The organism is Stappia sp. P2PMeth1 (assembly GCF_900185735.1).
Taxonomy (GTDB): domain Bacteria; phylum Pseudomonadota; class Alphaproteobacteria; order Rhizobiales; family Stappiaceae; genus Stappia.
The window spans coordinates 325,557-346,360 of sequence record NZ_FYAW01000019.1 but is presented as its reverse complement, the minus strand read 5'-3'; the positions used below and the strand labels follow the sequence as shown (position 1 = coordinate 346,360).

At 67.3% G+C, this 20,804-nt stretch carries 21 protein-coding genes; 13 read left to right on the top strand and 8 right to left on the bottom strand.

What is annotated here, in order from left to right; translation table 11 throughout:
- The first annotated feature begins 164 nt into the window (after positions 1-164).
- From P2PM1_RS12590 to P2PM1_RS12555, 8 genes are all read left to right on the top strand, one after another.
- Complete coding sequence (locus P2PM1_RS12590) at positions 165-683, top strand: TRAP transporter small permease (protein WP_186388624.1); 519 nt, start codon at positions 165-167, stop codon at positions 681-683.
- On the top strand, positions 680-1,957 hold the full coding sequence (locus tag P2PM1_RS12585) for a TRAP transporter large permease (protein ID WP_186388625.1): 1,278 nt from the start codon (positions 680-682) through the stop codon (positions 1,955-1,957). The genes P2PM1_RS12590 and P2PM1_RS12585 overlap by 4 nt, the downstream gene beginning before the upstream one ends.
- A 31-nt stretch (positions 1,958-1,988) precedes the next feature.
- Complete coding sequence (locus P2PM1_RS12580; RefSeq protein WP_186395391.1) at positions 1,989-2,738, top strand: glucose 1-dehydrogenase; 750 nt, start codon at positions 1,989-1,991, stop codon at positions 2,736-2,738.
- A gap of 90 nt (positions 2,739-2,828) precedes the next feature.
- On the top strand, positions 2,829-3,812 hold the full coding sequence (denD, locus tag P2PM1_RS12575) for a D-erythronate dehydrogenase (protein ID WP_186388627.1): 984 nt from the start codon (positions 2,829-2,831) through the stop codon (positions 3,810-3,812).
- The gene (gene ltnD, locus P2PM1_RS12570) at positions 3,809-4,753 is read left to right on the top strand and encodes an L-threonate dehydrogenase (RefSeq protein WP_186399261.1); all 945 of its coding nucleotides are present in this window, start codon (positions 3,809-3,811) and stop codon (positions 4,751-4,753) included. The genes denD and ltnD overlap by 4 nt, the downstream gene beginning before the upstream one ends.
- A 2-nt stretch (positions 4,754-4,755) precedes the next feature.
- Positions 4,756-6,018, top strand: a complete 1,263-nt coding sequence (gene otnK, locus P2PM1_RS12565) for a 3-oxo-tetronate kinase (protein WP_186399447.1) — start codon at positions 4,756-4,758, stop codon at positions 6,016-6,018.
- A complete protein-coding gene (locus P2PM1_RS12560; protein WP_186399260.1) occupies positions 6,015-6,665 on the top strand; it encodes an aldolase in 651 nt (216 codons plus the stop codon). Before otnK ends, P2PM1_RS12560 begins: the two co-directional genes overlap by 4 nt.
- A gap of 6 nt (positions 6,666-6,671) precedes the next feature.
- Entirely contained in the window at positions 6,672-7,460 is a 789-nt protein-coding gene (locus tag P2PM1_RS12555; RefSeq protein ID WP_208985263.1) for a hydroxypyruvate isomerase family protein, read from the top strand.
- 14 nt (positions 7,461-7,474) lie between these two features.
- On the opposite strand, the gene P2PM1_RS12550 is transcribed toward P2PM1_RS12555, so the two are convergent.
- The 6 genes from P2PM1_RS12550 to P2PM1_RS12525 all read right to left on the bottom strand — a co-directional run bounded on the left by P2PM1_RS12550 (position 7,475) and on the right by P2PM1_RS12525 (position 13,351).
- Entirely contained in the window at positions 7,475-8,326 is an 852-nt protein-coding gene (locus tag P2PM1_RS12550; protein WP_186399259.1) for a GNAT family N-acetyltransferase, read from the bottom strand.
- Positions 8,323-9,069 (bottom strand): aspartate/glutamate racemase family protein, encoded by a 747-nt coding sequence (locus tag P2PM1_RS12545; RefSeq protein ID WP_186399258.1) that lies wholly within the window; start codon positions 9,067-9,069, stop codon positions 8,323-8,325. The genes P2PM1_RS12550 and P2PM1_RS12545 overlap by 4 nt, the downstream gene beginning before the upstream one ends.
- A 13-nt stretch (positions 9,070-9,082) precedes the next feature.
- Positions 9,083-9,910 carry an ABC transporter permease gene (locus tag P2PM1_RS12540; protein ID WP_186388632.1) on the bottom strand — a complete coding sequence of 276 codons (828 nt, stop codon included), beginning with the start codon at positions 9,908-9,910 and terminating at the stop codon, positions 9,083-9,085.
- 1 nt (position 9,911) lies between these two features.
- A complete protein-coding gene (locus P2PM1_RS12535; RefSeq protein ID WP_186399257.1) occupies positions 9,912-10,835 on the bottom strand; it encodes an ABC transporter permease in 924 nt (307 codons plus the stop codon).
- Positions 10,836-10,919: 84 nt separating this feature from the next.
- Positions 10,920-12,224, bottom strand: coding sequence for a PotD/PotF family extracellular solute-binding protein (locus P2PM1_RS12530; RefSeq protein WP_186399256.1), 1,305 nt, complete (start codon positions 12,222-12,224; stop codon positions 10,920-10,922).
- A gap of 38 nt (positions 12,225-12,262) precedes the next feature.
- Positions 12,263-13,351 (bottom strand): ABC transporter ATP-binding protein, encoded by a 1,089-nt coding sequence (locus P2PM1_RS12525; RefSeq protein WP_186399255.1) that lies wholly within the window; start codon positions 13,349-13,351, stop codon positions 12,263-12,265.
- Positions 13,352-13,607: 256 nt separating this feature from the next.
- Here P2PM1_RS12525 and P2PM1_RS12520 point away from each other — a divergent pair, with 256 nt between their 5' ends.
- Positions 13,608-14,321 (top strand): GntR family transcriptional regulator, encoded by a 714-nt coding sequence (locus tag P2PM1_RS12520; protein ID WP_186399254.1) that lies wholly within the window; start codon positions 13,608-13,610, stop codon positions 14,319-14,321.
- Here the strand turns inward: P2PM1_RS12520 and P2PM1_RS12515 are convergent.
- Entirely contained in the window at positions 14,318-15,535 is a 1,218-nt protein-coding gene (locus tag P2PM1_RS12515) for a cyclopropane-fatty-acyl-phospholipid synthase family protein (protein WP_186399253.1), read from the bottom strand. The two genes, P2PM1_RS12520 and P2PM1_RS12515, sit on opposite strands and share 4 nt — an antisense overlap.
- A 192-nt stretch (positions 15,536-15,727) precedes the next feature.
- Positions 15,728-16,621 (bottom strand): MurR/RpiR family transcriptional regulator, encoded by an 894-nt coding sequence (locus tag P2PM1_RS12510; protein ID WP_186399252.1) that lies wholly within the window; start codon positions 16,619-16,621, stop codon positions 15,728-15,730.
- 136 nt (positions 16,622-16,757) lie between these two features.
- Between P2PM1_RS12510 and P2PM1_RS12505 the strand changes: the two genes are divergently transcribed.
- The 4 genes from P2PM1_RS12505 to P2PM1_RS12490 all read left to right on the top strand — a co-directional run bounded on the left by P2PM1_RS12505 (position 16,758) and on the right by P2PM1_RS12490 (position 20,803).
- On the top strand, positions 16,758-17,804 hold the full coding sequence (locus P2PM1_RS12505) for a PotD/PotF family extracellular solute-binding protein (RefSeq protein WP_186399251.1): 1,047 nt from the start codon (positions 16,758-16,760) through the stop codon (positions 17,802-17,804).
- A 104-nt stretch (positions 17,805-17,908) separates the two neighbouring features.
- Entirely contained in the window at positions 17,909-19,042 is a 1,134-nt protein-coding gene (locus tag P2PM1_RS12500; protein WP_186399250.1) for an ABC transporter ATP-binding protein, read from the top strand.
- Positions 19,039-19,971, top strand: coding sequence for an ABC transporter permease (locus P2PM1_RS12495; RefSeq protein ID WP_186388639.1), 933 nt, complete (start codon positions 19,039-19,041; stop codon positions 19,969-19,971). The genes P2PM1_RS12500 and P2PM1_RS12495 overlap by 4 nt, the downstream gene beginning before the upstream one ends.
- Before the next feature lie 4 nt (positions 19,972-19,975).
- Positions 19,976-20,803, top strand: coding sequence for an ABC transporter permease (locus P2PM1_RS12490; protein WP_186388640.1), 828 nt, complete (start codon positions 19,976-19,978; stop codon positions 20,801-20,803).
- Position 20,804 lies beyond the last annotated feature (1 nt).

Below are 20,804 nucleotides of genomic sequence, written 5' to 3'. Positions count from 1 at the left end.
CCAAGGCCCCGCCCGCCGGGCACCGCGAGGCGACTGGTCACGGTCGTCTCGCGACCGGCGTCCCTGGGGCGGCCGCGAGCGGTCGCCCCTGATGGCGTTCCCCGGTCGGCCGCAGGTGGCGCCGCCGTCGCGGTCGCCAGCGGTTCTCCGGCAGGAGTTCGATCATGCAATGGTTCTTCGCCGCCGAGCGCCGGGTGACCCGCGTCGCTCTCGAACTGTCGGTCCTCGCCCTGGCGGCGATCGTCGCTCTCACCTTCTACCAGGTGGTGACGCGCTTCGTCTTCGGGCATCCTTCCGCGTGGTCGGAAGTGGCGGCCCGCTCGGCGATGATGTGGATGGTGTTTCTCGGCCTTGCCGCAGCGTTCCGCCAGGGCGCGATGATCGCCGTCGATTTTCTGATGGATGTCGGGCCGAAGCCGCTTCGCCAAGTGCTCACCATCGTGATTGCCGCCGCGTCGCTGATCTTCCTCGCCCTGCTGATCTGGTACGGCACGGCCATGGCGTTCAGGGTGCAGCGGCAGAACCTCGCCGGCCTTGATGTCAGCATCGCCTGGGTTTATGCGGCGCTGCCGGTCGGCGCGGCGCTCGCCGTCCCCGGCGTCATCGCGCGCACCATCGTCAGCTTCACCGGTCAGGATGATGCCCGCTCCGGCGAGCTCAAGGACGTGGAGGGCCAGGTATGAACGCGGCCCTTGCCTTCTCGCTGCTGATCCTCTTTGCCGTCGCCGTTCCGATCGGCGTGTCGCTGGTCCTTGCCAGCGCCTTCGGCATCCAGTTCTTCTCGACTGTGCCGCTGCTGCTCGCCGTGCAGCGGATCTTCGCCAGCCTCGACTCGTTTCCGCTGCTCGCCGTGCCGCTGTTCATCCTGTCCGGCAATCTGATGGCGGCGGCCGGCATCTCCGAGCGACTGGTGGAACTGGCGAAATCGATGGTCGGCGGCATCCAGGGCGGGCTGGCCTGCACCTGCGTCGTCACCTGCATGATCTTCGCCTCGGTTTCCGGCTCCTCGGTCGCCACGACCTTCGCGATCGGCGTGATTCTGATTCCAGCCATGGTCCGGCACGGCTATCCGGTCGGCACTGCCGCCGCGATCCAGGCCTCCTCGGCCGAGCTCGGCGTGCTGATCCCGCCGTCGATCCCGCTCATCCTCTATGGCGTTGCCACCGAAACCTCGATCGGCCAGCTCTTCCTGGCCGGCATCGGCCCCGGCATCCTGGTGGCCAGCGCGCTCTTCGTCTACCTGATCATCCTGTGCCGGGTGAAGGGCTACGGCAAGATGGACGGCGACGGGCGCAAGCCGTTTTTTGGCGCTTTGGTCCATGCGCTCTGGGCCCTGCTGATGCCGGTGATTGTGCTCGGCGGCATCTATGGCGGCATCTTCACGCCGACCGAGGCCTCCTCCATCGCCGTGGTCTATGCGCTGTTCGTCGGCCTCTTCGTCTACCGCTCGCTGACCCTTGCCAAGATCCACGCGGCGCTGCGCACCTCGGTGATCTCCAGCGCGGTGATCATGGTGATCATCGCCGGCGCGGGCCTCTTCTCCTTCCTCGTCACCCGCTCCGGCCTTCCGGCGATCATCGCCGAGTGGGTCCAGCAGGTGTTCACCGACCGCGTTAGCTTCCTGATCGCCGTCAATGTCTTCCTGTTCATCGTCGGCATGTTCGTCGAGACGTCCGCGGCCATCCTGGTGCTGGCGCCGCTGCTCGCGCCGATTGCCATCGCCTATGGCGTCGATCCGGTGCATTTCGGCCTGATCATCGTGGTCAATCTGGCGCTCGGCATGTTCACGCCGCCGGTCGGCGTCAATCTCTTCGCCGCCTGCGCGGTGGCGAAGATCTCCATCCAGAAGATCATTCCGGCCCTGGTGCCGATGGTGCTGGTGGTGATGGGCTGCGTGCTGTTGGTGACCTACGTGCCGTTCATTTCGCTCGGTCTTGTCGAGCTGTTCTACAGGTAGCGATGGCGCTGCCTCTTTTCGGGAGACTGCAATGAAACTGAAGGACAAGGTGGCCATCGTCACCGGCGCCGGCGGCGGCTATGGCGAGGGCATTGCCCATTACTTCGCCGAGCAGGGCGCCAAGGTCGTCGTCGCCGACATCCGCGGCGACGCGGCGCAGAAGGTCGCAAGCGACATCGGCGCCGCCGCCGTTGCCTGCACCGCCGACGTCACCAGCGGCGAGTCCACCAAGGCGATGGTGCAGGCGGCGCTCGACGCTTTCGGCAAGCTCGACATCCTCGTCAACAATGCCGGCACCACCCACAAGAACCAGTCGATGCTGCTGGTCGACGAGGCCACCTTCGACAAGGTCTATGCGGTCAACGTCAAGTCGCTCTACCACGCGGCGATCCACGCGGTGCCGGTGCTGGAGAAGAACGGCGGCGGCGTCATCATCAACATCGCCTCGACCGCCGGCGTGCGTCCGCGTCCGGGCCTGACCTGGTACAACGGCACCAAGGGCGCGGCGATCGCCATCACGCGCTCCATGGCCGTGGAACTCGCCGACCGCAAGATCCGCGTCTGCGGCATCAACCCGGTGATGGGCGAGACCGGCCTGACCGACCAGTTCCTGCCGGGCGAGGACACGCCGGAGACGCGGGCCAAGATCATCGCCGGCATTCCGCTCGGCCGCCTGTCGCGTCCGCTCGACATTGCCAAGGCCTGTGGCTTCCTCGCCTCCGACGAGGCGGAATTCATCACCGGCGTGCTGCTCGAAGTCGACGGCGGCCGCTGCATCTGATGCACCCATGAAAGACATCCGGCGCGGCCCGCATCGGGTGCGGCGCCGGATGTCGCGTCCGGCCCTGCCGCCCGCAAGGAGAGAGTGACAATGACGACCTGCCTCATCATCGGTGGTGGCGGCATGCTCGGCCAGGGGCTGGCCGGGGCGCTGGCCGCGCGGGGAACCCTCGCCGGCGGCGCCCTCTCGCACCTGACGCTTTTCGATGTCGTCCCGGCCCGCGCGCCGGAGGGCGGCATCCCGGTTGCGATCGAAACCGGCGACCTCAGCGCGCCCGGTGAGGCCGAGCGTCTCGTCGCCTCCCGTCCCGACGTCATCTACCATCTCGCCGCGATCGTCTCCGGTGAGGCCGAGCGCGATTTCGAGAAGGGCTACCGGATCAATCTCGACGGCACCCGCCATCTGTTCGAGGCGATCCGCGCCGAGAACGCGCGTTCGGGCTATTGCCCCCGCGTCGTCTTCACCTCGTCGCTGGCGGTGTTCGGCAGTCCCTTGCCCGATGTCATCGGCGACGATTACGTCGTTACCCCGCTGTCGAGCTACGGCACGCAGAAAGCCATCGGCGAATTGCTGCTTGCCGACTACAGCCGCCGCGGCTTCTTCGACGGCATCGGCCTGCGCCTGCCGACCATCGTCATCCGGCCGGGCAAGCCCAATGCGGCGGCCTCCGGCTTCTTCTCCTCCATCCTGCGCGAGCCGCTTGCCGGCAAGGAAGCCGTGCTGCCGGTCGGCACCGACGTGCGCCACTGGCTGGCCAGCCCGCGCGCGGCCGTCGGCTATCTCGTCCATGCCGGCGATCTCGACAGTGCCGCCATGGGCGGGCGTCGCAACATCACGCTGCCCGGCGTCTCGGTGACCGTCGGCGAGCAGATCGAGGCGCTGCGCAAGGTGGCGGGCGATGCGGCGGTCGCCCTGATCCGTCACCAGCCCGATCCCGCCGTGGAGGCGATCATCTCCACCTGGCCGAAGGCATTCGACACGCGCCGCGCGCTCGATCTCGGCTTTGCCGGCGATGCCTCTATCGAGGCGATCATCACCGCCTATCTTGAGGATCACGCGGGAGCGGCGTCATGAGCAAAACCGGTCCCATCGTCGTCATCGGCCTCGGCGCCATGGGGCTCGGCATGGCGCGCTCGCTGCTGCGCGCCGGCCTTGCCGTCACCGGCATCGACCGGGAGCCGGCTGCCATGGCCGCCTTCGAGGCGGATGGCGGGCGCAGTGCCGCTGATCGCGCGGCTCGCGACGCAGCGCTACGCAACGCCTCGGCGGTCGTGCTCGTCGTCGTCAACGCAGCCCAGACCGAGGCCGTGCTCTTCGGCGAGGACGGCATCGCGCCGCATCTTCGCCCCGGCACCGTCGCCGTCTCCTGCGCCACCTTCGCGCCCGAACACGCCGTGCGTTTCGAGGCGAAGCTCGCCGAAACCGGCCTGCTCTATCTCGACGCGCCGATCTCCGGCGGTGCGGTCCGCGCCGCCGAGGGGCGCCTGTCGATCATGGCCTCCGGCACGGCGGAGGCCTTCGCGGCCGCCCGGCCGGCGCTCAATGCGATGGCCGAGACGGTGTTCGAGCTCGGCGACCGCGCCGGCCCCGGTTCGGCGATGAAGGTGGTCAACCAGTTGCTTGCCGGCGTCCACATCGCCGCCACCGCCGAGGCGCTCACCTTCGGCGTCGGCCAGGGCATTGAGGTGGCGCGCATGGTGGAGGTGATCTCGCGCTGCGCCGGCTCGTCCTGGATGTTCGAGAACCGCGGGCCGTTCATCGCGGGCGGCGACTATCGCCCGCATTCGGCAGTCGATATCTTCGTCAAGGATCTCGGCATCGTCGCCGAGGCGGCCTCCGCCGGCGGGCTCTCCGTGCCGTTGACGGAGACAGCGCTCGCCCGCTTCCGGGCCGCGCACGATGCCGGTCTCGGCCGCGAGGGCGACGTGGCGGTCGCCAAGATCTATGCCCGCGAGGGCAACATCGCCCTGCCGGGCGTTCCGGCATCGGGTGGAGCCTCCAGGGACAAGGATTGACCATGCTGCTCGGCTGCATCGGCGACGATTTCACCGGCTCCTCGGATCTTGCCAACACGCTGGTCAAGGGCGGCATGGCGGTCACGCAATATTGCGGCCTGCCGGAAGGTCCGGCCGCGCCCGGCGTCGAGGCTGGCGTCGTCGCGCTCAAGACCCGCAGCGTGCCGGTTGCCGAGGCGGTCGAACAGTCGCTGGCGGCGCTCGACTGGCTGCTGGCGCAGGGCTGCCGACAGATCTTCTTCAAATACTGCTCGACCTTCGATTCCACGCCGCAAGGCAATATCGGCCCGGTCATCGATGCGCTGATGGACCGGCTCGGGGCGAAGACCGCCATCGTCTGCCCGGCCTTTCCCGGTACGGGCCGCACGCTCTACCAGGGGCACCTTTTCGTCGGCGACCGGCTGCTCAGCGAGTCCGGCATGCAGGATCACCCGCTGACGCCGATGACCGATCCGGACATCCGCCGCTGGCTCGCCCTGCAGACGCCGCGCAAGGTCGGTCATGTCGCCCATGCCGACGTCGCCAAGGGCTCGGACGGGATCGCCAGGGGCCTTGCCCGCGAGCTTGCGGCCGGTGCCGGCCCGGTGGTCGTCGATGCGATTACGGATGCGGATCTTCACGCCATCGGCGCGGCGGCGGAAGGGTTGGTGCTGATCACCGGCGGCTCCGGCGTTGCGCTCGGCCTGCCGGAGAACTTCCGTCGTGCGGGAGAGCTTGCCGGCGGCAGCGACAGCTTTGCCGGGGTCGACGGGCCGGGCGTCGTGCTGTCGGGCTCCTGCTCGCGCGCGACCCGCGCCCAGGTGGCGCGCTACAAGGCGAACCATCCTGCGCTGGAAGTCACCGCCGATGATGTCATGTCCGGCAAGACCACCGTCGCGACCCTGCGCGCGTTCGTGCTAGAGAACCGGGACGCCGCGCCGCTGGTCTATTCCTCGGCCGATCCTGACGAGGTGCGGCGCGCCCAGGGCGTCTACGGAACGGAGAAACTGGCAGGTACCATCGAAACCCTGTTCGCCGATCTTGCCGGCGAGCTCGCGCGCTCCGGCGTCCGCCGCATCGTCTCCGCCGGCGGCGAGACCTCGGGCGCGGTGGTGCGCGGCCTTGGCTGCGAGGCGCTGCGCATCGGCCCGGAGATCGATCCCGGGGTGCCGGCCTTGCGCGTCGAAGGGGCCGAGCTGGCGCTGGCGCTGAAGTCCGGCAATTTCGGCGGCGAGGACTTCTTCGAGCGCGCGCTGGCGATCCTGTCCGAAAAGGGCGCGGCATGAGCGAGGAAGCACGGCAACGCGAGCTTCTGTGCACGCTCGCCCGCTCTCTGTTCGACCGCGGTCTGACCGGCGGCGCCTCGGGAAACATCTCGCTGCGCCTCTCCGACGGCGGCTTGCTGGTCACGCCCACCGGCACCTCGCTCGGCCGTCTCGACCCTGGCCGCCTGTCGCGCTTCGATGCGGGGGGGCGGCATGTCGACGGCGACGCTCCGACCAAGGAAATGCCGCTGCATTCGGCCTTCTACGAGACGCGCGGCGCCAGGGCCGGCGCCATCGTTCACCTGCATTCCAGCCATTCGGTCGCCCTGTCGATGCTGCCGGAGGTCGATCCGGACAATGTGCTGCCGCCGCTCACGCCCTATTCGATCATGCGGCTCGGCAAGGTGAAGCTGCTGCCCTTCTTCCGTCCGGGCGACGCCGCCATGGGCGAGGCGATCCGCGGGCTTGCCGGTCGTCGCAGCGCCGTGCTGCTGGCCAATCACGGCCCGGTGGTGGCGGCCAAGGACCTGGAGGCGGCGGTCTACGCCATGGAAGAGCTGGAGGAGACCGCCCGTCTCGCCCTCTTGCTGCGCGGGATGAACCCGCGTCTCCTGAGCGAGGGCGAGATCCGCTCGATTGTCGATCACTTCGATGTGGAATGGGACTGAGGCGCGATGACCGTGAACAAGACCTCCCTGCCGCTTTCGGCCAATCTCGGCTTCCTCTGGACCGATCTGGCGTTGCCCCAGGCGGTGCATGCGGCGGCCGCCGCCGGCTTCGGCGCGGTCGAGCTGCACTGGCCCTACGAGGTGCCGGCGGCCGAGCTTGCCGCCGCCCTCAAAGAGACCGGCTTGCCGGTGCTCGGGCTCAACACGGTGCGCGGCGACGTGGCGAAGGGCGAGTTCGGGCTCGCCGCCCTTGCCGGGCGCGAGGACGAGGCGCTGGCCGCCTTCACCCAGGCCCTCGACTATGCGGTGGCCATCGGCGCAGGCAACATCCATGTCATGGCCGGAAAGGCGGACGGGGAGGCTGCGCGCCGCACCTTCGTCGCGAACCTTCGCCGCTTCCGCGATCTCGCTGCCCCCAGGGGCGTCCGCCTGCTGCTGGAGCCGATCAACACCCGCGACGTGCCGGGCTACTTCCTGTCGGACTGCGAGAGCGCCGCTTCGATCATTTCGCAGTGCGGCGGCGAGGGCATCCGCATCATGTATGACTGCTACCATATGCAGATCATGCGCGGCGACCTGCTGCGCCAGGCCGAGCGCTGGATGGACCTGATCGGCCATATCCAGTTCGCCGCCGTCCCCGACCGGGGCGAGCCGGACCGGGGCGAGGTCGACTATGGCTGGCTGCTGCCGGCCTTGCGCGATGCCGGCTATCGGGGCCATTTCGGCGCGGAATACCGCCCGCGCGGCGCGACCAGTGAGGGTCTCGGCTGGATGAAGGCTTTCGCGAGCGCCTGAGGCCCCCGCGCCGCTCAGCCGAGCTCCAGCGTCGTTGTCGCCAGAACGCGGGCCAGAACGCGGGATGGATCGCCGCCCGGCAGCCCGTTGCGGTACATGCGGGCGGTGGCGAAGCCTTGCGTGAAGCCGGCCTGCTCCAACCAGGTCCCGAAGCCGTGCCCCGTGTCGGGCACGTCGAGATGCAGCTCCTCTCCGCCCGTCGCCGCGCCGAGGGCGGCAAGGAGGGCGGTGCCGTCCGCCAGCGTGTCGGCGAAGAGCGGCCCGACCTTCCACCCCTGAAGGCATTTTCGCGCGGTGCCGTAGCCGACGACGCGCCCGTCCCGCAGGGCCATGCGCGCGATGCGCGGAGACGAGATCCAGGCAGACAGGAAGGCCTCTCGCGGCGCCGGGAAGATGGCGGCATCATAGGCGGCAAGGCCGGCGCCGCCGGGATCGGCCGGGACGATACGGGTGCCGGCCGGTGGAGTCGCCTGGGGTGCGTGTCCCGAAAAGCGCAAGGTGCGATAGGCAACGGCAAAGCCCATGCGACGGTAATTGTCTTCCTGCGCCGGCACGCCGTCGAGGCCGATACAGCGCTCGCCGAGCCTCGCCATGCCGGCGTCCCAGACCTGGCGCCCGAGCCCCTTGCCGCGCAGGTCCGGCCGGCAGATGTAGAGGCCGATGAAGCCGAAGCCTGGCCCATAGGCGACGGCGGAAATCGCTGCCGCCATTTCGTTGCCAAGGAAGAGCCCGAGAAAGCCGCCGGGATCGGCGGCATGGAAGGCCGGGGCGTCGTCGAGGCCGGGGTTCCAGCCTTCGCCGGCGGCCCAGTCGATCAGGAGAGGCAGTTCATCAAGGGCAAGCGCGCGCAGTGTCGGTTCGGTCATTCGGTCCCTGCCGGCATCGGAGCGAAAGAGGCCATGGCGCCGCTGTAGCGCTTGGGCGAGGGGGCAGCATAGGCGCCGCGCTTGGAGGTGAACAGGTCGAGCGCGGCAAGCGCCTCCGCCTGTTTCACCGCGGCGCTCACCCCGTCGATCACCGGCACGCCGAACTCGGCGGACAGGCGGCGGGCGAGGTCGGCCATGCCGGCGCAGCCGAGCACGATCGCCTCCGCGTGGTCGCAGGCGAGTGCCGCCCGGATCTCAGCTCGCAGCAACTCGCCGGATCCGGAGGCCGGATCCTCCAGCGACAGCACCGACATGCCGGCAGCGCGCACCCTCGCCCGGCCTGTCATGCCGTAGCGCGCAACCAGATCCTCGACCGGGACGCGCGCGGCCTCCGCCGTCGTCACCACGGTGAACCGGCGGGCAACGAAAGCGGCGAGCGACAGCGCCGCCTCGCAGATGCCGAGCACGGGAATGCGGGCCATCGCCCGCGCCGCGTCGAGGCCGGTATCGTCGAAACAGGCGATCACCGCCGCCCTCGCGCCGGCCCGTTCGCCCTCGCGGATTTCGGCGAGCAACCCCGGCACGGACAGCGCCTCGTCGTAATAGCCCTCGATGGAGGCGGGGCCTCCTTGCGAGGTCGTGGCGATGATGCGCGTGCCGGGCGCCGCGACGGCCTTGGCTGCGGCCTCGATGGTACGGGTCATCGAGGCGGTGCTGTTCGGATTGACGATCAGGAGGTCCATTGTCTGCCGCCCGTCACGCGGTGCCCTGGCCGCGGGCGCGGCGGCGGCCGAGCCAGACGATGGCGCCGAGCGTCGCCACGATGACGAGGAAGGAGAACAGCGTCGTCACGGTGCCGAGTGCGTAGAGCACCGGCGTCGTGACGTTGGTGGTCATGCCGTAGATCTCCAGCGGCAGAGTGTTGTAGGTGCCCGAGGTCATCAGCGAGCGCGCGAACTCGTCATAGGACAGGGTGAAGCCGAACAGGCCGACGCCGATCAGCATCGGCGCGATCATCGGCAGCAGCACATGCAGGAAGGTCTGCCAGGCGCTGGCGCCAAGGTCGCGGGCGGCCTCCTCGTAGGCGGGCGAGAAGCGGTTGAACACGGCGAACATGATCAGCACGCCGAAGGGTAGGGTCCAGGTCAGGTGGGCGCCGAAGGCGGAGCTGTACCAGGCCGGGCGCAGGCCCACCTGCTGGAACATCACGCCGATGCCGAGCGAGACGATGATCGAGGGCACCACGAGGCTCGCGACCGACAGGTAGAACAGCGGCGTCGCGCCGAGGAAGCGGCGGCGGAAGGCGAGGCCCGCCAGCAGCGACACCACGACGGTGACCAGCATGACGCCGATGCCCAGCGTCAGCGAGCGGCGGAAGCTGCCGCCGAAATCGCCGACCGCCTGGCGCTCCGTCAGGTTGCGGAACCAGTGCAGCGAGGTGCCGTTGAGCGGGAAGGTCAGCCCGCCATCCGGTCCCTGGAAGGACAGGATGACGATGGCCGACAGCGGTCCGTAAAGGAACACCACGAACAGCGCGAAGAACAGCGCCAGGATCCAGAATTCGAGGCCGCGAGTCTCGCTCATCTCACAGCTCCTTGCGGATGTCGACGACGCGCAGGATCGCGGCGACGAGCAGCAGGACGATGGCCAGCAGCACCACCGCGTTGGCGGCGGCGGCCGGATATTGCAGCAAGGACATCTGGTTGCGCATCATCAGGGCGACAGAGGCGCTCTGCCCGCCCGACATCACCTGGACGGTGATGAAGTCGGCCATCACCAGCGTCACCACGAAGATCGTGCCGATCGCCATGCCCGGCTTGGCCAGCGGCAGGATCACGTTGGTCAGCACCTGCAGGCTGGAGGCGCCGGCATCGCGCGCCGCCTCCACCAGCGCGCGGTCGATGCGCATCAACGTGTTGAAGATCGGCGTCACCATGAACAGCGTGTAGAGATGCACCATCGCCAGCACCACGGCGAAATCGGAATAGAGCAGCCATTCCACCGGGGCCGGCACGATGCCGAGGTCGACGAGCGCCGTGTTGACCAGCCCGTTGCGTCCGAGCACCGGGATCCACGAGATCATGCGGATGATGTTGGAGGTCAGGAACGGCACGGTGCAGACCAGGAACAGCACCATCTGCATGGTCTGGCTGCGCACGTGGAAGGCGAGGAAATAGGCGACCCAGAAGCCGATGACGAGGGTCAGCACCCAGACGATCACCGCATATTTGAACGTGTTGAGATAGGTCCGCCAGGTCACCGCCGAACCCAGCGTCTCGATATAGTTGGTCAGCACGAAATCGGGATAGAGCCGGGCGAAGTCGTAGTCCCAGAAGCTTACCGCGACGATCATCGCCAGTGGCGCCAGCAGGAAGGCGCCGAGGATGAGCGCCAGCGGCGCTGCCTGCAGATAGGCGGCGGCCCTGCCGAGGCGGGCGAGACGGCGGGCGGGCGGCGTCCCGTCCGGTGCGGCCTGGTGTGCGGCAGGCGGATTGGCGGCGGCGGTCATGCCTCGGCTCCGTGCAGGGTTTCAGGGTGCGGGAAGCCGCTCTCCCGGGACGGTGGGCGTCCCGGGAGAGCGGTGAGATCATCCTCAGGCGGCGATGAACTCGTTCCAGCGGCGGACCATGTAGCGGTCCTCGTCCATGACCGAGTTCCAGCAGGCGACCTTGCCCATGCGCTCGTTGAAGGAGCCGCCGTCGCGCACGGCACCGGCCTTTTCCATCACCCTGCCGTCCGGCGACAGGATGTCGCCCGCCGCCGGCTTGCCCTCGACCCAGAAGCCCCACTCGTCCTCGGACATGTATTCCTTCGCCGTCTCCATGGCGGCGGAGTAGTAGCCCTGGCGGTTGAGATAGGCGCCGACCCAGCCGGACAGGTACCAGTCGATATACTCGTACGCCGCATCGAGCTTGGCGCCCGACAGGTGCTTGGCGAGGCCGATGCCGCCGCCCCAGGCGCGGTAGCCTTCCTTCAGCGGCTGGTAGACGCAGGGAATGCCACGCGAGCGCACGGCGGCCACCGCCGGCGACCACATCGACTGGATCACCACCTCGCCCGAGGCCATCAGGTTGACGCTTTCGTCGAAGGACTTCCAGAAGGCGCGGAACTGGCCGTCCTTCTTGGCCTTGATCAGGAACTCGATGGTCTTGTCGATCTCCTCCTTGGTCATGTTGCCCTTGTCGGCATACTGGACCTCGCCCAGTGCCTCCATGATCATGGCCGCGTCCATGATGCCGATGGAGGGGATGTTGAGGATCGAGGTCTTGCCCTTGAAGGCCGGGTCCATGATGTCGGCCCAGGTGGTGATCTCGCGACCGACGAGGTCCGGACGGATGCCCAGCGTGTCGGCGTTGTAGATCGTCGGCACCATGGTCAGCCAGTCGGTCGGGCCGCTGGCGAAGGTGGTGGAGTCCTTGCCCTCGACGAAGCCGACGGTGTGCGGCGCCGTTCCTTGCGCGATGACGCTGTCCGGCGTCAGCTTGCCGTCGATGAACAGCGGCACGATCTTGTCGTAGTATTTCAGCCGGGAGACCTCCATCGGCTGCATCACACTGGCCGGGAACACCTTCTTGGCGATCCAGTATTCGATATCGGCGATGTCGTAGCTGTCCGGCTGGGTGACGGCGCGCTGGGCGGCGGCGTCGGAATCGGTCGCCGTCATTTCCAGCGTGATGCCGAGGTCTTCCTTGCACTTCTCGGCGATGGCGTTGAGGTTCGACACACCGGTGCCGAACTGGCGCAGGGTGATCGGGTTCTGCGCCCAGATGGTCGGAAAGCCGGTGATGGCGCCGCTGCCGGCGACAAGGCCGGCGGCAGCCGCACCCGTCTTCAGCAGTGAGCGGCGGGACAGGCCGCTCGCGCCGGTGGCGGTCTTGGTGGTCGGTGTCGTCGTCATTTCAGTTCCCCTCTCTTTTGATGATCGGCCTTGGATTTTCAGGAAGCGAGGCGGCCGAGGACGATGGCGTCCTCCCGGTTCCACGCGAGCGGCGCCGCATCGCCGACCTTGACGGGCGCGGCGAAGAAATCGGCGTCGCTGACGATTGCTGTGAAGTCGTCCACTCCGGCTCCGGCGACGGTGAGCTTCACCGACGAGCCGCGATATTCGATGTTCTGCACCACACCGGTGAAGCCGAGGCCCGGCGCGCTAGCCGGGCCGATCCGCACCCGGTCGGTTCGCACGGCAATGTCGATGGCCTCATCTGCGTCCGGCGGCGTGCCGTCGGCGGAAAACAGCCCGCCACCGGCCGGGGCGATGGTCACGCCGCGCTCGTCGCGGCTCGAAAGGCGGCCGGTGATGACGTTGTGATCGCCCATGAAGCGGGCGACGAAGGCATTGGCGGGCTGCTCGAACACTCTGCGCGGCGCCGCCGCCTGTTCGATCCGTCCGGCATTCATCACCACGATCAGGTCGGCGAGCGCCATCGCCTCCTCCTGGGAGTGGGTGACATGCACGAAGGTGATACCGAGCGAGGCCTGCAGCCGCTTCAGCTCGGCCCGCATCTTGACCTTCAGGAACGGGTCGAGCGCCGACAGCGGTTCGTCGAGCAGCAGGGCCTGCGGATCGGTGATCAGCGCGCGGGCGAGCGCCACGCGCTGCTGCTGGCCACCCGAAAGCTGCGCCGGCCGGCGCGCGGCATAGGGCTCCATATGCACCAGTTCGAGCATGTCCAGCGCCCGCCGCCGCCGCTCCTGCTTGCCGACGCCCTTCATCTTCAGGCTGAAGGCGACATTGTCGGTGACATCGAGATGCGGGAACAGCGCATAGGACTGGAACATCATCGAGGTGCCGCGGCGCGCCGGCGGCAGGTCGGTGACCACCTGGTTGCCGAGCCGCACGTCGCCGTCCGAAATGCTCTCGTGGCCGGCGATCATCCGCAGCGTCGTGCTCTTGCCGCAGCCCGAGGGACCGAGCAGGCAGCAATAGCTGCCGGCCGGGATCTTCAGGCTGATCGCATGCACGGCCGTGGTCGATCCGTAGACCTTGGTGACGGAGGCAATGTCGATGGCGGCGGCCTTGCTCATATGCGGTCCCCTCTGGCGTGGCTGCTGCAATGCATCATGCGTGCCAGTCGCGGAACTCCGGGCTTTTCGACGGTTTTTCAAATGGTTCTGCGAGGCTGGCTGTGAGGTGCGGAGCGCCATCTTGCCGCGCTGCACAGATTCTGTGCGATTGTCGGCAAAACATGAAAAGATTGTATGCAATCTTGATGAGGGTCGTATGCGCTCCCTGTGCGAGGCGGCGGAAACGCGCTAAAAGGGTTGCGGGGAATCAGATGAGATGACTGTTCACGACCACGCCGCCCCCGGCGGCCAGCTTTCCGACGACCGTGCCGGCGCCATCCGCGACCGGCTGCGGCTGGCCATTGTCGGCCGCAAGCTGGCGCCCGGTACCAAGCTGTCGGAGGCCGAGGTCGGCGCTCTGTTCGATGTCAGCCGCACCGTCGTGCGCGCGGCGTTGCAGATGCTCGCTTTCGAGGGGCTCGTGCGCAGCGAGCGCAACCGCGGCGCCTTCGTCGCCAATCCCTCGCCCGACGAGGCGCGCCAGATCTTTGCCTCCCGCCGGCTGATCGAACCGGGCATTGCCCGCGAGGCTTGCGCGCGCATCGATGCCGCCGCGCTCGAGCGCTTTGCCGCACTGATTGCCGAGGAGGCGAGCCAGATCGCCGCTCCCGGCCCGGCGGCCCGCCAGGCGGAGATCAAGGCGTCGGGAGACTTCCACCTGTTGCTGGCCGAAGTCGCGGGGAACGCCATCCTCCACCGCTTCATGGAGGAACTGGTCGCGCGCTCCTCGCTGGTCATCGCACTCTATGGTCGCTCGGATGCCTCCAGTTGCGCCCATGCGGAGCATCGCGGCATTCTGGAGGCGCTGGCTGCCGGTGAAGCGGATCGGCTCGTACGGCTGGTTGGCGAGCATATCGACCATATCGAGGCCGATCTCGACCTTGCGCCGCAGGGCCGCGCTCCAGCGCTCAAGGACGCGCTCGGCTTCTAACGTTTCGCCTCGCGCGCCTCGGCCGCGCGCTCCGCCTCGGCCATGTAGTCGCGGGTGATCGGCACCGTGTCGATCCGCTTTGTCAGTTGCAACTGGAACACTATGTTGGTGCGCTGCCGGAAGCCGACCTCGCACAGCGCCAGATAGAACTCCCACATCCGCAGGAAGCGCGCGTCGTAGATCTTCAGCACTTCCTCGCGGTGGGCGAGGAAGCGTTCGCGCCAGTGGCGCAGCGTTTCCGCATAATGCAGCCGCAGGATCTCGACATCGGTGGCAAAGAGCCCCGTCTTCTCCACCGCCGCGAACACTTCCGACATCGAAGGCAGATCGGCGCCGGGGAAAATGTACTTGCGGATGAAGGGATTGATCGGGGCGGGCTCGTCCGAGTAGCCGATCGAGTGGATCAGCGCGACCCCGTCCGGGGCCAGCAACTCGCGCAGCTTCGTGAAATATTCCAGGTAATGCCGCTTGCCGACATGCTCGAACATGCCGATCGAGACGATGCGATCGAACGGCCCCTGCTGCTCGCGGTAGTCCCTGAGGTGGAACGACACACGCTCCCGCGTCGGCGAGGCGGCGGCGCGCGCCTGGGAATGGGCGAACTGTTCCTCGCTCAACGTCACGCCGGTCACTTCGGCGCCATAGGCTTCGGCAAGATAAAGCGCCATGCCGCCCCACCCCGAGCCGATGTCGAGGACCTTCAGGCCAGGCCGGTCGAGCATCAGCTTCGCCGCGATATGTCGCTTCTTGGCGAGTTGCGCCTCCTCCAGCGTGTCGTCAGGGGAGCGGAAATAGGCGCAGGAATACTGCCGGTCGCTATCGAGGAAGAGGTCGTAGAGGGCGGGCGACAGATCGTAGTGATGGGCGACATTGCTCTGCGCCCGGCCCAGCGGGTTGGACTGTTTCAGCCTGGCGGTGACCCGCTCCAGCAAGGACATCCAGGGATGACCGGCCTCCTTGCCATAGTTGCGGGCAAGAAGGTCCAGCACCTCGTAGAGCCGCCCGTCGTCGACCGTGAGGCTGCCGTCCATATAGGCCTCGCCGATGCCGAGCACCGGGTTGCGGACCAGCTTCCAGTCGGAGGCATCGGCCGACAGCCGGAGGGTCGCGACCGGCGGCGAGCCGTCGCCGAGAAGATGGCGGCGGCCGGCCCTGTCGATGACCGTGAGACTGTCGCGGCGGACAATGGAGCGAAGGAGGCGAAGGAAGATCATGGACGGGCTTGGCGCTCATGAGAGGTCAGGCGGGCTGCCGGGGAGACGGCTTGCATGCACAGGCGAGCGGCGGAACAAAGCCCGCCGACCGAGCACGATACCACGGCTTTCCGTTTTGTCCGAACCGGTTGCGACGCGCGCGTCCGGCCTGTGTCGGTTGTGCAGGCGCTTCGGATCCCGATCTTCGCCCCGCTAGAACAGCCGCATGTCGCGGGCAAGCAGCTTCCACTGGTGGATTCGGGCGGCGCCGCCATCGTCCTGCCGCTCGGCCACCGCGTCGACGATCAGGTTCAGCGCCGAGATGATGCCGACAGTCGACTCCAGGTAGAGGCCGCTGCGCGAGGGGGCATGGATCACGGCATCGGCGAGATCCTTGGCCCAGTGGCAATATTCGTCGGTGACCACGGCGCAGCGCCGCCCCTGCGCGCGGGCGATGCGGGCAAGGTCCTGAGACTCCCGCGCATAGGGCACCACATCGACCAGCAGCAGACAGGTCTCGCCCGGCACCCGGTCCGGCGCGGTACCGCTCTCCGGCAGCCATTCGGCCAGCATGCCGTCATGGGCGGAGAGGTAGCGCACCGCCGGGCGGGCGATGGCGAGCCGCCTTGCGAAATCCTCCGCGATGCCCCGCACCGACTGGAAGCCGGTAACATGGATGGCGGCCGAGCCTGCCAGCAGGTCGACCAGCGTGCGGAAGGCCGGGCCGCCGGCCTGCTGGAAGACGCTGTGCAGTGCCTCGACCTCGGCCTTCAGCACCCGCTCGAGCCGGTCGCCGAGGGGCGGCGCGACGGCCCCCGCCTGTCGCCCGTGGCCGGGTGACAGGGAATACTGTTCCCGCATCATCGCCTTGAGGCCGCGCATGCCGTCGCAGCCCAGCCGCCGCAGCAGCCGCCCCACCGTCACCTCGCTCACTCCCACCTTGGCCGCAAGGGTCCGGCCGGTCTCCAGCCCGAGCGTGTCCAGGTTCAGAAGCATGAACTGGGCAAGCCGGGCCTCCTGCGTCGGCAGGCCGGGCAGGGCGGCTTCGATCTTCTCCGCCAGTTCCTGGAAGCTGACGGTCGGATAGCTGGCGAAACCTTCCCGCATGGTGACCTCTCATGACAGAAAAATAACATTTGCAGATTTTGTAATTTAAATGGCACCTTTCATTCGTCAAACAAAAAAGGCTCGGGACAAAAGAAAACCCGGTCACTCCTTCACCTTCCAAAAGGGGAGCCGAACAATGAAACTCTCATCGGGCGTAAAGCCCAAGTCGTCGACGGCGCTGCTCGGCGCCGTCATCGCGCTGTCTGCGGGCGTCCTTGCGGTTGTTCCGCAGCAGGCCGCCGCTGAGGGCAAGCTGAGTCTCTACAACTGGGGCGATTACATCAATCCAAAGATCCTGGAGACGTTCAAGGAGGAATTCGGTGTCGAGGTTAGCCTCGATACCTATGGTACCAACGAGGAAATGCTGGCGAAGATCCAGGCCGGGGCGACGGGTTATGATATCGTCTTCCCGTCCGTGCACATGCACGACATCATGCACCAGCTCGGCCTTCTGGCGAAGACCGACATCGGCAGCCATCCCGACTTCAAGAACATCGACCCGCAGTTCATCCGCGCCAGGACCGACCCACAGGCCGAGTATTGCCTGCCCTATGCGTGGGGCAGCGTCGGCATCGTCTACAACCGCCAGAAGGCGGAAGGCATCGAGGGCTGGGCGGATTTCTTCGCATTGGCCGAGAAGGGCGAGAAGATCATCCTGCTCGACGACCTGCGCGAGACGCTCGGCATCGGCCTGATCATGAACGGCCACTCCGTCAACTCGCGCGACGAGGACGAGGTGCGCCAGGCCGCCGACTACATTATCGAGCGGGTCGGCAATATCAGCGCCTTCACCTATGACAGCATCCCTCTGGTCCAGTCGGGCGACGTTGCCGCCGCGCACTGGTATGTCGGCGCCAATATCTTCGCCCAGGAGATGCCCGACACCCTCAAATACATCATCCCCAAGGAAGGGGCGACGATGTACCAGGAGGATATGTGCGTGCTCGCCTCGGCGCCGAACAAGGAGAATGCCATCCGCTTCATGGAGTTCTACCTGCGCCCGGAGATCGCCGCGCTCAATGTCTCGCAGCAGCTCAACGGCACGCCCAACGTGCCGGCACTGGAGCTCATCCCCGAGGCGATCCGCGGCAACGAGAGCATCTATCCGCCGCAGGAGGTGATGGACAAACTCGAGATCTTCGAGGATCTGGGACAGGATCTGAAGCTCTACAACCGCGAGTAGACGCGGGTAAAGACGGCGCAGTAGCGGCCTTGTCTCCCTCCCCCGGCGGCGTGTTCGCGCCGCCGGATCCTTCCGGTTCCCCTCCGATCCATCCGGGAGCTTGCATGCCACCGCTTCTCGAGATCCGCGACGCCGCCCGGCAGTTCGTGACGCCCGACGGGGTGCGCGTCGCCGCCCTGGACGGTCTCTCGCTGACTGTCTCCGACAATGAATTCGTCACCTTGCTCGGGCCCTCGGGCTGCGGCAAGACCACTTTGCTGCGCACCATCAGCGGCTTCGAGGACCTCGATTCCGGGGATATCCTGATCGACGGCGCCTCCATTCTGGGCCGGCCGGCCCATGCGCGGCCCGTCAACACCGTGTTCCAGAACTACGCGCTGTTTCCGCATATGAACGTGGCGCGCAATGTCGGCTACAGCCTGGAGGTCGCCGGCGTGCCGGCCCGCGAGCGGACCCGCCGTGTCGGCGAGGCGCTGGAGCTCGTCAGCCTGTCCGGCTTCGGCGAACGCTCGGTGCGCCAGCTCTCCGGCGGCCAGCAGCAGCGGGTGGCGCTTGCCCGGGCCATCGTCGCCCGGCCGAAGCTGCTGCTGCTCGACGAGCCGCTCTCCGCGCTAGATCGCAACCTGCGTCAGAAGATGCAGGAAGAGCTGAAGCTGCTGCAACACGAGCTCGGCATCTCCTTCATCTTCGTTACCCACGACCAGGAGGAGGCGCTGACCATGTCCGACCGCATCGTCGTCCTCGACGGCGGCCGGATCCAGCAATGCGGCGGGCCGGAGGACGTCTATTATCGTCCGGCCAATGCCTTCGTCGCCCGGTTTATCGGCGAGAGCAACCTGCTGGCCGCGACTGTCGTCTCCGCCGATGCCGGGGGCAGTCTGGTGGAGATCGCGGACGGAACCCGGGTGCACCTTGCCGGCCGCTCCCTCACGCCGGGAGCGCGTGCCACGCTGCTGGTGCGGCCCGAGGCGATCGACCTGTCCGCGGCGAGCGAAACCGGTGGCGCGTCCGCCGGCTCGGCCCGCCGGGACGATGGCCTTGCCCTGTCGGGCAGGCTCGCCCAGGCGTTCTTCGGCGGCACGGACTATCGCCTTGCCGTCGACGTGGCCGGGCTCGATCCGCTGAAGGTGACGGCCCGCGGCGGCATTGGCGCGGCAAGCGCGGGGTTTGCCCCCGGTCGCCCGGTCTCGCTCTTCGTGCCGCAGGCAGCGATCCATGTGCTGGAGGGGCGGCCATGACCGGGCGGCAGGCCGCCTCGCACGGCCCCAACGCGCTGCGCCGGCAGGCGGCGCTCGCCCTCCTGCTCGCGGCGCCGACCCTGTTCCTGGCGGTGTTCTTCGTCGGGCCGCTGGCGCTGATGTTCGTCTATAGCTGGTTGGAGCCCGGCCTCTATGGCGGCGTCGAGTGGACCTTCTACCATCTCAACTTCGGTCGCATCTTCGGCTGGGCCAACACCCGCTACGAAAGCTTCGATCCGGTGTATTTGCGCATCTTCGCCCGCTCTCTATGGCTGGCGCTGCAGACCTCGTTCTTTTGCCTGCTGCTGTGCTATCCGGCCGCCTTCTGGGTCAGCCGGCTCGGTCCACGCGCCCGCAACCTCTTCATCTTCCTCATCACCCTGCCGTTCTTCGTCAGCCTGGTGGTGCGCCTTTTCGCCTGGGTGCTCTTGCTGCGGCCGACCGGCTTCGTCAATCAGGCGCTGCTCGGCCTCGGCCTCGTCGAGCGGCCACTGGAGATCATCTACACGGAAGCCGCCGTGGTGATCGGCATGGTCTATGTGTTCATCCCCTTCATGTTCCTGCCGCTCTATGCCAGCGTCGAAAAGCTCGACGCTAGCCTGGTCGAGGCTTCGCAGGACCTCGGTGCCAGCCGCTTCCAGACCTTCCGCAAGGTGGTGCTGCCGCTCACCCTGCCGGGCATCGTCGGCGGTTCGATCATCGTCTTCATCCCGAGTCTGGGCAATTTCGTCGTGCCCTCGCTGCTCGGCGGGGCGAAGGTGATGATGACCGGCAACCTCATCGAGCAGCAGTTCCTGTCGGCGCGCAACTGGCCATTCGGTGCGGCTCTCGGCATGACGGTGATGGCCGCGGTGCTGCTGCTGCTCGTCGTCTATGTGCGGCTGCTGGCGCGCGACGACGATGCTGCTCCCTCCGGCGCAAGGAGCTGAGCCCATGTCCGCACCGCGCAACAGGATCGGCCTTCTCGGTCTCTACGGCGTTCTCTTCTTCGCCTTCATCTACGCGCCGATCATCCTGATCGTCGTCTTCTCGTTCAACGCCAATCCGGTCAACATGATGATCTGGAGCGGCTTCACCCTCGACTGGTACCGCTCGATCTTCGGCCTCTCCACCGGCCTCGACGAACTGTCGCTCTATGTGCAGTCTACCGATCAGTTGTTGAAGGCGGTGCGCAACAGCCTGATCGTGGCCTTGACCACGACCCTCGTTGCCACCGTCTTCGGCACCTCGGTGGCGCTGGCCGTGGCGCGCTTTCGCTTCCGCCTGCGTTCGTTCTACCGGGCCTTGATGTTCATGCCGATGATCATGCCCGACATCGTCCTCGGCATTGCCCTGCTGGTCTTCTTCGTCAGCTTCGGCATGAGCCTTGGCCTCGTCAGCATCATCATCGGCCACTGCACCTTCCTGACCAGCTATGTCTTCATCGTGGTCAGTGCCCGGCTCGCCGGCATGGATCGGTCGCTGGAGGAGGCTTCGGCCGATCTCGGCGCCGACGGCTGGACCACGTTCCGCAAGGTGACGCTGCCGCTGATCCTGCCCGGCGTGATCGGCGGTGCGCTGCTCGCCTTCATCATCTCGATGGACGATCTCGTCATCACCTACTTCATCTCCGGAGTCGACTCGACCACCCTCCCGGTCTTCATCTATGGCATGTTGCGGCGGGGAATTAAGCCGGAAATCAACGCGATAGCGACTGTCATGCTGGTCTTCTCCTTCGTCGTCGCATCGCTCGGCCTCTATCTCAGATCGCGAGGAAAATGAC

Coding starts and splice junctions, on each gene's coding strand:
- P2PM1_RS12590 (WP_186388624.1), top strand. CDS start 165: ATGCAATGGTTCTTCGCCGCCGAGCGCCGGGTGACCCGCGTCGCTCTC.
- P2PM1_RS12585 (WP_186388625.1), top strand. CDS start 680: ATGAACGCGGCCCTTGCCTTCTCGCTGCTGATCCTCTTTGCCGTCGCC.
- P2PM1_RS12580 (WP_186395391.1), top strand. CDS start 1,989: ATGAAACTGAAGGACAAGGTGGCCATCGTCACCGGCGCCGGCGGCGGC.
- denD (WP_186388627.1), top strand. CDS start 2,829: ATGACGACCTGCCTCATCATCGGTGGTGGCGGCATGCTCGGCCAGGGG.
- ltnD (WP_186399261.1), top strand. CDS start 3,809: ATGAGCAAAACCGGTCCCATCGTCGTCATCGGCCTCGGCGCCATGGGG.
- otnK (WP_186399447.1), top strand. CDS start 4,756: ATGCTGCTCGGCTGCATCGGCGACGATTTCACCGGCTCCTCGGATCTT.
- P2PM1_RS12560 (WP_186399260.1), top strand. CDS start 6,015: ATGAGCGAGGAAGCACGGCAACGCGAGCTTCTGTGCACGCTCGCCCGC.
- P2PM1_RS12555 (WP_208985263.1), top strand. CDS start 6,672: ATGACCGTGAACAAGACCTCCCTGCCGCTTTCGGCCAATCTCGGCTTC.
- P2PM1_RS12550 (WP_186399259.1), bottom strand. CDS start 8,326: ATGACCGAACCGACACTGCGCGCGCTTGCCCTTGATGAACTGCCTCTC.
- P2PM1_RS12545 (WP_186399258.1), bottom strand. CDS start 9,069: ATGGACCTCCTGATCGTCAATCCGAACAGCACCGCCTCGATGACCCGT.
- P2PM1_RS12540 (WP_186388632.1), bottom strand. CDS start 9,910: ATGAGCGAGACTCGCGGCCTCGAATTCTGGATCCTGGCGCTGTTCTTC.
- P2PM1_RS12535 (WP_186399257.1), bottom strand. CDS start 10,835: ATGACCGCCGCCGCCAATCCGCCTGCCGCACACCAGGCCGCACCGGAC.
- P2PM1_RS12530 (WP_186399256.1), bottom strand. CDS start 12,224: ATGACGACGACACCGACCACCAAGACCGCCACCGGCGCGAGCGGCCTG.
- P2PM1_RS12525 (WP_186399255.1), bottom strand. CDS start 13,351: ATGAGCAAGGCCGCCGCCATCGACATTGCCTCCGTCACCAAGGTCTAC.
- P2PM1_RS12520 (WP_186399254.1), top strand. CDS start 13,608: ATGACTGTTCACGACCACGCCGCCCCCGGCGGCCAGCTTTCCGACGAC.
- P2PM1_RS12515 (WP_186399253.1), bottom strand. CDS start 15,535: ATGATCTTCCTTCGCCTCCTTCGCTCCATTGTCCGCCGCGACAGTCTC.
- P2PM1_RS12510 (WP_186399252.1), bottom strand. CDS start 16,621: ATGCGGGAAGGTTTCGCCAGCTATCCGACCGTCAGCTTCCAGGAACTG.
- P2PM1_RS12505 (WP_186399251.1), top strand. CDS start 16,758: ATGAAACTCTCATCGGGCGTAAAGCCCAAGTCGTCGACGGCGCTGCTC.
- P2PM1_RS12500 (WP_186399250.1), top strand. CDS start 17,909: ATGCCACCGCTTCTCGAGATCCGCGACGCCGCCCGGCAGTTCGTGACG.
- P2PM1_RS12495 (WP_186388639.1), top strand. CDS start 19,039: ATGACCGGGCGGCAGGCCGCCTCGCACGGCCCCAACGCGCTGCGCCGG.
- P2PM1_RS12490 (WP_186388640.1), top strand. CDS start 19,976: ATGTCCGCACCGCGCAACAGGATCGGCCTTCTCGGTCTCTACGGCGTT.